Here is a 12,329-nt window from a genome sequence, read left to right on the forward strand (position 1 = left end):
CCGCAGATCGCGGTCAGATCACGGTCCGGCGATTTTCCGGTACGGCTCGCCGAGCGCCGGCCGCCGGTCCGGTTCCCCTTGCGCGGGCCACGCGGCGAAGGCCCGCTCGGCCTGCGCGGTGATGGTCAGCGACGGGTTCACCCCGAGGTTCGCGCAGACCGCGGCCCCGTCCACGACGTGCAGCCCGGGGTGCCCGAACACGCGGTGGTACGCGTCGACGACCCCGCTGCCCGGGTCGGCGCCGATGACGGCCCCGCCGAGGATGTGCGCGGTGAGCGGGATGTCCAGCACCTCGGTGAGCGCGCCGCCGGGCAGCCCGCCGATCTCCTCGGCGAGCAGCCGCGCCGCCTGGTTGCCGGCCGGGATCCAGGTCGGGTTCGCCGCGCCGTGACCCTGCGACGAGCGCAGCCCGCGCCCGCGCAGCCGGACCGTGAGCGAGTTGTCCACTGACTGCATGACCAGCGCGATGATCGTGCGGTTGGACCAGTCGCGGACGGACACCGCCCGCAGGTAGGCGAAGGGCCACCGGAACATGGCGCGCGCCCAGCGCCCCGCCCGCCCCGGCCCGCCGTCGGTGAGCGCGGACTGCAGCAGCCCCATCGCGTTGGACCCCTTGCCGTAACGCACCGGCTCGATGTGGGTCTGCGCGTCGGGGTGGAACGAGCTGGTGATCGCCACCCCCTCGGTGTACCCGAGCGACTGCTTGCGGGCCTGCCCACGCGGCACGGTCGCGCCCACCAGCGACTCCGAGTTGGTCCGCGTCAGCGCGCCGACCCGGTCCGACAGGTGCGGCAGGTGCCCGTCCGCCTTCATCCGGTGCAGCAGCCGCTGGGTGCCCAGCGCACCCGCCGCGAAGACGACCTGACCGGCCTCGATCACACCCTGACCGGCTGCCCGGCGCCGCCGCGCGAGCCGCGCTCCGGTGCGGGCGACCTCGACGCGATAACCGCCCCCCTCGGCCGGCTTCACCGCCGTCACCGTGGACATCGGGAAGATCTGCGCCCCGGCCTGCTCGGCCAGGTACAGGTAGTTCTTGACCAGGGTGTTCTTGGCGTTGTGGCGGCAACCGGTCATGCACTCGCCGCAGTGCGTGCAGCCTGCCCGCTCCGGGCCGCGCCCGCCGAAGTAGGGGTCCGGCACCGCCTGGCCCGGCATGCCGAGGAACACGCCGACCGGCGTGGGGTGGTACGTGTCGCCGACGCCCATGCGCTCGGCGACCTTGCGCATCACCTCGTCGGCGGGGGTGGTTCGGTCGTAGACGGTGACCCCGAGCATGCGCTCGGCGGTGTCGTAGTGCGGCGCCAGCTCCGCCTTCCAGTCGGCGATGTCGCGCCACTGCGGGTCGCGGTAGAAGGGGTCGAGCGGGCGGTAGAGCGTGTTGGCGTACACCAGCGAGCCGCCGCCCACGCCCGCGCCGGACAGCACCAGCACGCTCGCGCCGGACTTCTCGCCCCGGTCGGCCCGCAGCAGCGTGATCCGCTGGATGCCGTAGCAGCCCAGGGCCGGGGCCCACAGGAAGCGCCGCACCCGCCAGCTGGTCTTCGGGAAGTCGTGGTCGGCGAAGCGGCGGCCCGCCTCCAGCACGGCCACCGAGTAGCCCTTCTCGGCCAGCCGCAGCGCCGCCACGCTCCCGCCGAACCCGGAGCCGATCACCACCACGTCGAAGCGCATGGCGGCATTATTACCGGCCAGTTAACTCCAGGGAAGCCCCGTCACCGGCCCCGCGCATCGGGCTGGATCATTGGCCCGGGCGGCCCACCTCGAACAGCCACTTCTGGAACAGGGAGTCCAGCTGCTGCCCGCTCACCCGCTCGGCCAGCTCGATGAACTCGGTGGTGGTCGCGTTGCCGTCGCGCTGCTCGCTCGCCCACGTCTTCAGGATCTCGAAGAACTTGTCGTCGCCGACCTGCTTGCGCAGGGCGTGCAGGGTCATCCCGCCGCGCTCGTACACGCTGCCGGAGAAGATGTTGTCCGCGCCGGGCGCGCCGGGTGCGATGTCCCAGATCCGGTTGCCCGGGTCGTCGTAGCGGGAGTCGAACTCCTCCTGCACGGTGGACACGCCGAGCTTCTCGCCCCACAGCCACTGCGCGTACGTGGCGAAGCCCTCGTTGAGCCAGATGTGCTGCCAGGCCTGCACCGACACGCTGTCGCCGAACCACTGGTGGGCCAGCTCGTGGGCGACCACGATGGTGTTCGCGCCGCGGCTCCAGAACGCGTCGGAGTAGACCGGCCGGGTCTGCGTCTCCAGCGCGTAGCGCACCCGCTCGTCGTCGATCACGATGCCGCCGTACGCGTCGAACGGGTACGGCCCGAAGTACTGCTCCAGGAAGTCGACGATCTCGGTGGTGCTCGCCATGGCCTTGTCGATCTCGCCCTTGGGCAGCGTCTCGGCGACCGCCGTGAGCACCGGCTTGCCCTTGTGGGTGCCCTCGACCAGCCGGTAGTCCCCGATCACGAAGGTGGCCAGGTAGGGCGCCATCGGCGAGGTGACCCGCCACTTCCAGCTGGTCCACGTGCCCTGGGCGGTCCTGCCGTCGAGCAGCCCGTTGCTGATCGCCTCCAGTTGCGTGGGCACGGTCAGCTCGATGGTGTAGAGCGCCTTGTCCTTCGGGTGGTCGTTGACCGGGAACCAGGTGGTCGCCGACTCGGGCTCGCCGAGCGTGAACGCGCCGTCGTGGGTGGTCAGGAAGCCGGTGACCCCGAGGTCGGGCGCCTTGATCGCCTTCGGCACGCCGCCGTACGACACCACGGTCACGAACTCCTTGCCGGTCGCGAGCGGCGCGCCGGGCGTGATGATCAGCTCGTCGCCGTCGCGGGTGGACGTCGCGGCGGCCCCGTCCACGGTGACCTTGTCCACGGTCAGCCCGTGCAGGTCCAGGTGGAACTTCGACAGGTCGGACTTGGCCGTGGCGGTGACCGTGGCGACGCCGGTGAGCAGGTCGCTCGCCGGGTCATACTTGATCTTCAGGTCGTACGCGGACACGTCGTAGCCGCCGTTGCCGTACGTCGGGAAGTACGGGTCGCCCGCCCCCGCGAGGTCCACCGGCAGCGGCACCGGGGCGGGGAAGTCCGCCGCACCGGTGAACAGCGGCCTGCTCGGCCCGCCGCATCCGGCCGCCAGCGCGGCCGACACCGCCGCCGCCACGATCCACGCACGCCTGCCCATGGGCCCCTCCCGCCGTAGATCCTCCACCCTAACCGCCCCCTACATGATCAAAGCTCCCGCCATGCTGTCGGAACAGCGCGGCGGGAGCTTCGGTCAGGAGCGGGGATCAGCGGTCGAGCATCAGGCCGACCTTCTGGAACTCCTTCAGGTCGCGGTAGCCGCACTTGGCCATCGCCCGCTTGAGGCCGCCGAACAGGTTCAGCAGGCCGTCGGGGTCGGTGGCCGGGCCGAACAGCACCTGCTCCAGCGAGCCCAGCGGCTCCGGGGTCAGCCCGATCGAGCCGCGCGGCAGCTTCGGGTGGCTGGCCGACGGGTGCCACCACAGGCCGTTGCCCGGCATGCCCTCGGCCAGCGACAGCGGCGCGCCGAGCATGACCGCGTCCGCGCCGCAGCCCAGCGCCTTGGCGATGTCGCCCGAGGTGTGCAGGTCGCCGTCGGCGATGAGGTGCACGTACCGGCCGCCGGTCTCGTCCAGGTAGTCCCGGCGCGCCGCGGCCGCGTCCGCGATCGCGGTGGCCATCGGCACCCGGATGCCCAGCACGGTGTCCGTGGTGGTCAGGTGGTCCGCGCCGATGCCGACGATGACGCCGGCCGCGCCGGTGCGCATCAGGTGCAGCGCCGTCTGGTAGTTCGTGCAGCCGCCGACGATGACCGGCAGGTCCAGGTCGGCGATGAACTCCTTCAGGTTCAGCGGCTCGTCCACCGTGGAGACATGCTCGGCCGAGACGAGGGTGCCCTGGATGACCAGCAGGTCCACCCCGGAGTCCAGGATGACCGGCGCCAGCGCCAGGGTGTGCTGCGGCGAGACCCGGACCGCCACGGTGACGTTGCCGCCGCCGTCGGCGGCCATGGCGCGCATCTCGCGCACCCGCTCCGCGATCAGCTCCGGCTTGATCGCCTCAGCCGCGTAGAGCTGCTGCAGCCGGGCGGTCATGTTCTCCTCGTCGCCCGCCTCGGCCAGCGCCTCCAGCTGCTTGCGCGGGTCCTCGTAGCGGGTCCACAGGCCCTCGACGTTGAGCACGCCGAGGCCGCCGAGCCGGCCGAGCGCGACCGCCGAGGCCGGGCTCATCGTGGCGTCGGACGGGTGGGCCACGCACGGGATGCCGAACTTGTACGCGTCGAGCTGCCAGTTCGTCGAGACGTCGTCCACATCGCGGGTACGGCGGCTCGGCACGATCGCGATGTCATCCAGGTGGTAGCCGCGCTGCGCGGTCTTCCCCTGGCCTATCTCGACGATGTCACGCACGGTTGGTCCTCTCCGAGGTTCGCTTCAGCATGGCAGAACCTACCGCGAGTGGTAGTTCGGCGCTTCCACGGTCATCTGGATGTCGTGCGGGTGGGACTCCTTCAGCCCGGCCGCGGTGATCCGGACGAGCTGGCCGTGCTCGCGCAGCTGCGCGATGTCGGCCGCGCCGCAGTAGAACTGCGCCTGGCGCAGGCCGCCGACCAGCTGGTGGGCCACCGTGGCGAGGGTGCCGCGGTAGGGCACCTGGCCCTCGACGCCCTCGGGGATCAGCTTGTCCGCCTGGGTGACGTCGGCCTGGAAGTAGCGGTCCTTGGAGTAGGACTGCGCCGCCGGGCCGCGGGCCAGCATCGCGCCCAGCGAGCCCATGCCGCGGTACGCCTTGAACTGCTTGCCGTTCATGAAGACCAGGTCGCCGGGCGACTCCTCGCAGCCGGCCAGCAGCTGCCCGAGCATCACGGTCTCGGCCCCGGCCACGATGGCCTTGGCGATGTCGCCGGAGTACTGGATGCCGCCGTCGCCGATCACCGGCACGCCGGCGGGCGCGCAGGCCCGGGACGCCTCCATGATCGCCGTGATCTGCGGGACGCCGACGCCGGCCACGATGCGCGTGGTGCAGATGGCGCCCGGTCCGACGCCGACCTTCACCCCGTCGGCGCCCGCCTCGACCAGGGCCTTCGCGGCCGCGTAGGTGGCGACGTTGCCGGCCACCACGTCGACCTCGGTCTCCTTCTTCAGCCGCGCCACGAGCTCCGGCACCGCCCGGTTGTGGCCGTGCGCGGTGTCCACCATGATCACGTCGACGCCCGCGTCGACCAGCGCCCGCGCCCGCTTGTAGCCGTCCTCGCCCACGCCCACCGCGGCGGCGACCCGCAGCCGGCCCGCGGCATCCTTGGTCGCCAGCGGGAACTGCTCGGTCTTCACGAAGTCCTTGACGGTGATCAGCCCGCGCAGCCGGCCCGCCTCGTCGACCAGCGGCAGCTTCTCGACCTTGTGGCTGCGCAGCAGCGCCAGCGCCTGCTCCTTGGACGCCCCGACCGGCGCGGTGATCAGCGGCAGCGGGGTCATCACGTCGCGCACCCGGGTCGACATGTCGCTGACGAAGCGCATGTCGCGGTTGGTGACGATGCCGACCAGGGTGCCGTCGGCGTTCGTCACCGGCAGGCCGGAGATGCGGTAACGCGCGCACATCGCGTCCACGTCGCGCAGCGTGTCGTCGGGCGCGCAGGTCACCGGATTGGTGATCATGCCGGACTCGGACCGCTTCACCAGGTCGACCTGGGCCGCCTGGTCCTCCACCGAGAGGTTGCGGTGCAGCACGCCGATGCCGCCCTGGCGGGCCATCGCGATCGCCATCCGGGCCTCGGTGACGGTGTCCATACCGGCGGACACCAGCGGAATCTGCAGCGTCACGTTGCGCGTCAGCCGGGTCTGCGTGGTCACCTGGCTGGGGATCAGGTCCGACTCGCCTGGCACCAGCAGGACGTCGTCGAAGGTGAGGCCGAGTGGGATCTCGCGGGCGGCGTCCATTTTTGTCCCCCTGGGTCCGGAGCGCGGGCATGTGGGCGTGATCGGGCTCGAATGAATGTTACCCAGCGTGCTGATACACCTCGAACTCGCCCGACCGCGGGATGCGCTGAGTCACTCGGGCGGGCCGCCTCGGGACGCTCGACGGCATCGCGATCTGTCGCTGACGCGCGGGGGACTCATGCCCCCGCTGCCGCGCCGAGAGGACTAACGTGAAGGGGTGCAGCACGACGAGCCCATTGACCCCTTCCACGGGGACCCGACCGACCCCACGGCGGGCCTCTCGGACCCCGAGGGCGACACGTACGGCGAGCTTTCCACCCAGGAGCGCGCCGACCTGCTCGCCGACCTCGCCGAGCTCGAGGTCTACCAGGTGCTGCTCTCTCCCAAGGGCATCCGGGGCCTGGTCGTGGACTGCGAGGACTGCCGCGAACCGCACTACTTCGACTGGGACCTGCTGCGCGGCAACCTGCGCCACCTGCTCGACTCGGGCCGCCCGCGGGTGCACGAGCCCGCCTACGACCCCGACCCCGACCACTACGTCACCTGGGAGTACGCGCGCGGCTACGCCGACGCCGTCGACGACATGGTCGAGGAGTAGCCAGAAAACGCCGTCCGCCGGTCGGAGCCCCGGCTACGCCGCCCAGCATGAAGCCGCGCCCAGCCGGGCGCGGCTTCGCTGCCTCCGACGTCAGAAGACCAGGCCCGCCCGGAAACCGGCGGCCACCGCGTGGGCGCGGTCGCGCGCGCCCAGCTTGCGGAACAGGCGTCTGGCGTGCGTCTTCACGGTGTCCTCGGAGACGAACAGGTCCCGGCCGATCTCGGCGTTGCTCTGCCCGTCGGCCATGCCCCGCAGCACCTGCAGCTCGCGCTCGGTCAGCGTGACCGAGCGGGCCGGACGCACCGGCGGGCCCTCGCCGGCCTGGTCACCACGCTGGGCGGGCACCACCGCGGACGGCATCGCCGCAGCCGGGCGGTTCGCGTACGGCACGGACATCCCCGGGCCGGCCGGCGGCATGGGCCGCCCCGGACCGGCGGGCGCCCTGGTCGCCCCCGCCATCACCCCGGCGACCGCCGGGCGGGCGGCGTCGGCGGTACGTGCGGCGGGCCGGCTGACCAGCAGCAGCGCCTTGGCGGCGGTGCTCACCGGATCGGGCTCGGTGCCGCCGATGAGCCCGCGGGCCCCGGCGCGGATGGCGGCCTGCGCCGTCGCCGGCTCCTCCGGCCCGAACAGCAGCAGGAGCGTATGCGGCACCGCGGCCATCACCTTCCGGGTGAATCCGACCGTGTCCGGTCGGGTCAGCGCCGTGTCCGCCAGCACGATCCCGGCCGGGAACGCGGCGAGCTGCGCTATGGCCTCGGCGGCACTGGTCGCGGTGCGTACGCCCGCGGCCACCCCCAGGCGCTCGGCGCACGAGGCGATGGTCGCGGCCGCCGCGGCGGTGCGGACGCAAACGAGGACGGTCTGCACGGTGATCCCCCTCTCTCCTGCGAAGAAGACCACGAGACACCCAGATCATTACGCACTTTCCGGGGATTCCGTCGAAAACTCAGTCCAGCTCTACCTGATCATCCACTGGATGGCGACAAGTGGACGTACATGGCGTAACGTGCTGACGTTGTCCTAAATCTCTTCGCTTGACCCCAAGCCTCCCATCCCCTAGGAGGTCACATGGCTCACTTCCGCAGACTTCCCGGTCCGATAGCCGACGTTTGGGACTGGCAGCACCACGGCGCGTGTAAAGGCCGTGACAGCCTGCAGTTTTTCCACCCCGATGGTGAGAGAGGCTCATCTAGGGGCCGCCGCGAGAACGCGGCGAAACAGGTGTGCGGGCGGTGCCCGGTCCGAGCCGAGTGCGCCGCGCACGCCCTCCTCACCCGCGAGCCGTACGGCGTCTGGGGTGGTTTCACCGAGCACGAGCGGCACCGCCTCCTCCAGATCGGCTGGCGCGACGTCGCCGACCGCCGCGGTGACCGCGTGGACGTGCAGCGGCTCGAATCCCGCCTGTCCGCCTCGGTCAGCGCACCTGCACGCTGATCGTGTGCCATCCCGTCGCCCCGTCCGGGAACGGATCGAGGCGCGTCTCCGGCTGCAGCTGACCGGTGCTGTCGGCGGCGCGCACCGCCAGCGTGTGCGGGCCCGGCGTGGCGTCCCACCGGAAGGTCCACTGCCGCCAGGTGTCCGGCGACACCGTGCCCGCCGGGTCCGCGGGCTGCCACGGGCCGTCGTCGACGCGTACCTCCACCGCGGTGACCCCGCGGTGCTGCGCCCAGGCGACCCCGGCCACCACGACCGTGCCCGCGTCGACCGTGCCCCCGTCGCGGGGCGTGTCGATGCGGGACTCGGTCTTGATCGGGCCCTGCGCCGCCCAGCCCCGGCGCACCCAGTACGCGTCGAAGTCGGCGAAGGAGGACAGCTCCAGCTCGGTGACCCACTTGGTGGCGCTGACGTAGCCGTACAGGCCCGGCACCACCATCCGCACCGGGAAGCCGTGCTCGACCGGCAGCGGCTCGCCGTTCATCGCGACGGCTAGCATCGCGTCGCGCCCGTCGCGCAGCGCCGCAGTCGGCGTGCCGCAGGTCCAGCCGTCCGCCGAGCGGCTCACCACCTGGTCCGCGCCGTCCAGCGGCCCGGCCTCGGCCAGCAGGTCCTTGAGCGGCACGCCCAGCCAGCGCGCGTTGCCGATCAGGTCCCCGCCCACCTCGTTGGAGACGCACGCCAGCGTCACGTACCGCTCGATCATCGGACGGGCGAGCAGCTGCTCATAGGTGAGCGTCAGCGGCCGGGCCACCCGCCCGTGAATGCGCAGCTGCCACGCCGCCGGGTCGACCTGCGGCACCACCAGCGCCGTGTCGATGCGGTAGAAGACGTCGTTCGGGGTGACGAACTCGGACAGCCCGTTGACCGGCGGGTTCACCGTGTCCGGCAGCGGCGGGGCCGGGCTGGCCGGTGCGGGCAGCTTGACCTCCGCGCGCGCCTGCTGGACGCCCTGCCGCGCGGACAGGGTCCGCCCAAGGAAGCCCACCACTGCGGCCGCCCCGAACCCGGCCACGCTCAGCCGCAGGAACCGCCGCCGCCCCGCCTCCCGCGCCGTCCGATCGGCACCAGCCGGACCGCCGTGCGCCGTCGCAACCGGATCCGGCGCGAGCTGCGGCGAGGCGGCCTGGTCCGGTGTGCGGGCCGCGGGCGCGGCGGGTGCGGCCTCGGGGACGCCCTCGGCGGCTGCCGCGGCGCGCAGCAGCAGGTGCAGCACGGCGACGGCGGCGGCCGCGCCGAGCAGCGACGGCAGCACCGCCGCCGGGCCCGCGTTCGGGCGGGTGAGCGCGGCGGCCGCGCCGATCAGGCCGAACAGGGCGATCCCGGCGACGCCCCAGCGGAAGTCACGCCGCGCCGCCAGGCCGACCAGCGCTGCGAACACCGCGAGCAGCAGGGCCGTGCCGACCAGCAGGGCGATCTTGTCGTACACCCCGAACACGCTGATCGCGAACGCCTTGACCGGCTCCGGGACGGCGTCCACGACCACGCCGCCCACCGCGATCAGCGGCGCGCTGCGCGGGCCCGTCCATACCGCGACCAGCTCACCCAGGCCTACCGCCACCGCGGCGGCGGCGAGTCCCGCCACGACCGCACGTCTCCGACTCACCACGCCTGCCAGTCTGCGCCCCGCGGTCACCTCCAGGCCATGCCCGAACGCCTTACCGATCCCTTACCGCTCAGCCCCTCCGGGATCCGCAGTTTCGGGGAAACTGCAGCGGCCTCGCCTCCCGAAGCTGCAGTTTCCCCGAAACTGCAGCCGAGCCGAGCCGAGCCCAGCGGCGTGGGCGGGGGTCAGGTGAGGGGGATGGTGACGGCGATGTTGGGGGGTGCGGCGAAGCTGCCGTGGATGACGCTGAAGGAGAGGCGGACCTCGGTGACCTCGGGGCCGAGCACGCCGTCGAAGACGATGGTGCCGGTCGCCTCGCCGTCGGCGGGGACGGTCTCCGGCCAGTCGCCCGCGGCCGGGTCCGGCGTCAGCGTCCGGTCCGGGGCGGTGAGCTGGGCACGGCCGAACACGGGCAGCGTCAGCGCCTCGCCGCCGCTGTTCGCCCCGCGAATCCGGACCTTGGTGGCCTGGCTGGTGACCTCGACGCTCAGCACGGTGATCGTCAGCGGCCCGCCGGTCTCGGAGACCTCCTCCGCCAGCCGCTCCTGCCCCTGCTCCTGGCCCTTCTTGATCCACGGCGGGGTGGCGAACTCGTTCAGCTTCTGCACGGCCGCCTGCACCGCGGTGGTCGCCAGGTAGCCGCCGCCCGCGCACAGGCCGAGCAGCAGCACCGCGGTCAGCGCCAGCCCGGCTCCGCCGCGCCGGGGAGGCGTCGCGCCGCCCGCCGGACGGGCCGCCGCCGGTGCGGCGCTCTTGCCGGCGTTGCTCTTGGCGAGGTCGATGGCGCCGAGCAGCAGCGCCACCAGCAGACCCACCCCGCCGGAGATGAGCAGCGCCTTCGACTTGCTGACCTCGGCCGCGGTGAGGTAGTCGGTCAGTCCCGTGCCCAGGGTCGCCACCACGTAGGCCAGCCCCACGAAGCCGAAGTACCGCACGAGCCCGCGCCCTGTCATGGCAGGGACCTTATCGACGGCCGCCGTCGTCACCAACGACGGAAAGACGACAGCGGGCCCCGGCCGGAGCCGGGACCCGCTGTGCGGTCAGCCGTTCGGGCTCAGAAGCCCGGGCCGTGCTGGTGGCCGTGGCCGTGGCCGTGCGAGTGGCCGTGGCCGCCGCCGTTCGGCTCCGCCTTGGCCGGCTTCTCCACCACCAGCGACTCGGTGGTGAGCAGCAGGCCCGCGATCGACGCGGCGTTGATGGCCGCGTTGCGGGTCACCTTCACCGGGTCCACGATGCCGGACTTGGCCAGGTCGACGAACTCGCCCTTGGCCGCGTCGAGGCCGTGGCCCCAGTCGCTCGCGGCGACCTTCTGCACGATGACGTAGCCGTCGTGGCCGGCGTTCTGGGCGATCCAGCGCAGCGGCTCGACCAGCGACTTGCGCACGATCGACACGCCGACCTTCTCGTCGCCGGTCAGGCCCAGGTCGTCGTCGAGCACGCTCGCGATCTGGGTGAGCGCCGCGCCGCCGCCGGGCACGATGCCCTCCTCGACCGCCGCGCGGGTGGCCGCGATGGCGTCCTCGATGCGGTGCTTGCGCTCCTTCATCTCGACCTCGGTCGCGGCGCCGACCTTGATGACGGCGATGCCGCCGGACAGCTTGGCCAGGCGCTCGCCCAGCTTCTCCTTGTCCCAGTCGGAGTCCGACGCCTCGATCTCCTTGCGGATCTGCGAGACGCGGGCCTCGACCTCGGCCGACGCGCCGGTGCCGTCCACGATCGTGGTGGTGTCCTTGGTGATCACGGCGCGGCGCGCCTGGCCCAGGGACTCCAGGCCGACCGAGTCGAGCTTGTAGCCCAGCTCCGGCGCGATCAGCTCACCGCCGGTGAGCACGGCCAGGTCCTGCAGCATCGCCTTGCGGCGGTCGCCGAACCCGGGCGCCTTCACCGCGGCGACCTTGACGGTCTTGCGGATCGAGTTCACCACGAGGGTGCTCAGCGCCTGGCCGTCCACGTCCTCGGCCACGATCAGCAGCGGCTTGCTGGTCTGCAGGACCTTCTCCAGCAGCGGCAGCAGCTCCTCGATCGCGGAGATCTTGCTGGTGGTGATGAGGATGTACGGGTCGTCCAGCACCGCCTCGCCCGACTCGGGGTCGGTCACGAAGTGCGGCGAGATGAAGCCCTTGTCGAACTGCATGCCCTCGGTGACGTCGAGCTCGGTGGACATGGTCGAGCCCTCCTCGACGGTGATCACACCGTCGCGGCCGACCTTGTCCATCGCCTCGGCGATCAGCTCGCCGATGGTGGCGTCCTGCGCCGAGATGGTCGCGACCTGCGCGATGTCCGACTTGTCGGCGACCGCGGCGGCCTTGCCCAGCAGCGCGTCGCTGACCTTGGTGACGGCCGCGTCGATGCCGCGCTTGAGACCGGCCGGGTTGGCGCCGGCGGTCACGTTGCGCAGGCCCTCGCGGACCATCGCCTGGGCCAGCACGGTCGCCGTGGTGGTGCCGTCGCCGGCGACGTCGTTGGTCTTGGTCGCCACCTCCTTGACCAGCTGCGCGCCCAGGTTCTCGTACGGGCTGGACAGCTCGATCTCCTTGGCGATGGTCACACCGTCGTTGGTGATCGTGGGCGCGCCGAACTTCTTGTCGAGCACCACGTTGCGGCCCTTCGGGCCCAGCGTGACCTTGACCGCGTCGGCGAGCGCGTTGACCCCGTGCTCCAGCAGGTGGCGGGCGTCGTCGGAGAAGCTAAGGATCTTCGGCATCAATCGTCTCCCTTAAACGTCACGATGCCCCGGCCCGCCCGTGAG

The 12,329-nt window shown here is 72.2% G+C and carries 10 protein-coding genes; 2 read left to right on the forward strand and 8 right to left on the reverse strand.

Translation table 11 applies throughout. The features are described from left to right. Nucleotides 1-18: 18 nt before the first annotated feature. The 4 genes from CS0771_RS03115 to guaB form a co-directional block, all read right to left on the reverse strand. Nucleotides 19-1,671, reverse strand: coding sequence for an FAD-dependent oxidoreductase (locus CS0771_RS03115; RefSeq protein ID WP_212839704.1), 1,653 nt, complete (start codon nucleotides 1,669-1,671; stop codon nucleotides 19-21). A gap of 67 nt (nucleotides 1,672-1,738) precedes the next feature. Then, nucleotides 1,739-3,166 (reverse strand): M1 family metallopeptidase, encoded by a 1,428-nt coding sequence (locus CS0771_RS03120; RefSeq protein WP_212839705.1) that lies wholly within the window; start codon nucleotides 3,164-3,166, stop codon nucleotides 1,739-1,741. 106 nt (nucleotides 3,167-3,272) lie between these two features. Then, entirely contained in the window at nucleotides 3,273-4,412 is a 1,140-nt protein-coding gene (locus CS0771_RS03125) for a GuaB3 family IMP dehydrogenase-related protein (RefSeq protein WP_212839706.1), read from the reverse strand. 39 nt (nucleotides 4,413-4,451) lie between these two features. Next, nucleotides 4,452-5,939, reverse strand: a complete 1,488-nt coding sequence (gene guaB / locus CS0771_RS03130; RefSeq protein ID WP_212839707.1) for an IMP dehydrogenase — start codon at nucleotides 5,937-5,939, stop codon at nucleotides 4,452-4,454. A gap of 217 nt (nucleotides 5,940-6,156) precedes the next feature. On the opposite strand from guaB, the gene CS0771_RS03135 reads away from it, so the two are divergent. Beyond that, nucleotides 6,157-6,537, forward strand: coding sequence for a DUF5319 domain-containing protein (locus CS0771_RS03135; RefSeq protein WP_203741558.1), 381 nt, complete (start codon nucleotides 6,157-6,159; stop codon nucleotides 6,535-6,537). Nucleotides 6,538-6,627: 90 nt separating this feature from the next. Here the strand turns inward: CS0771_RS03135 and CS0771_RS03140 are convergent, their stop codons facing one another. Beyond that, on the reverse strand, nucleotides 6,628-7,407 hold the full coding sequence (locus CS0771_RS03140) for a helix-turn-helix transcriptional regulator (RefSeq protein WP_244870578.1): 780 nt from the start codon (nucleotides 7,405-7,407) through the stop codon (nucleotides 6,628-6,630). Between the two features lie 201 nt (nucleotides 7,408-7,608). Here CS0771_RS03140 and CS0771_RS03145 point away from each other — a divergent pair, with 201 nt between their 5' ends. After that, nucleotides 7,609-7,974: a WhiB family transcriptional regulator gene (locus CS0771_RS03145; protein ID WP_203741562.1), complete on the forward strand. Its 366-nt coding sequence runs from the start codon at nucleotides 7,609-7,611 to the stop codon at nucleotides 7,972-7,974. Here the strand turns inward: CS0771_RS03145 and CS0771_RS03150 are convergent. From CS0771_RS03150 to groL, 3 genes are all read right to left on the reverse strand, one after another. After that, the gene (locus tag CS0771_RS03150; RefSeq protein ID WP_212839708.1) at nucleotides 7,955-9,583 is read right to left on the reverse strand and encodes a molybdopterin-dependent oxidoreductase; all 1,629 of its coding nucleotides are present in this window, start codon (nucleotides 9,581-9,583) and stop codon (nucleotides 7,955-7,957) included. The genes CS0771_RS03145 and CS0771_RS03150 overlap by 20 nt on opposite strands. 182 nt (nucleotides 9,584-9,765) lie before the next feature. Then, on the reverse strand, nucleotides 9,766-10,533 hold the full coding sequence (locus CS0771_RS03155) for a hypothetical protein (protein ID WP_212839709.1): 768 nt from the start codon (nucleotides 10,531-10,533) through the stop codon (nucleotides 9,766-9,768). Between the two features lie 101 nt (nucleotides 10,534-10,634). Continuing rightward, entirely contained in the window at nucleotides 10,635-12,284 is a 1,650-nt protein-coding gene (gene groL / locus CS0771_RS03160) for a chaperonin GroEL (RefSeq protein WP_212839710.1), read from the reverse strand. Between the last annotated feature and the right edge of the window lie 45 nt (nucleotides 12,285-12,329).

Source organism: Catellatospora sp. IY07-71, from assembly GCF_018326265.1.
GTDB lineage: Bacteria > Actinomycetota > Actinomycetes > Mycobacteriales > Micromonosporaceae > Catellatospora.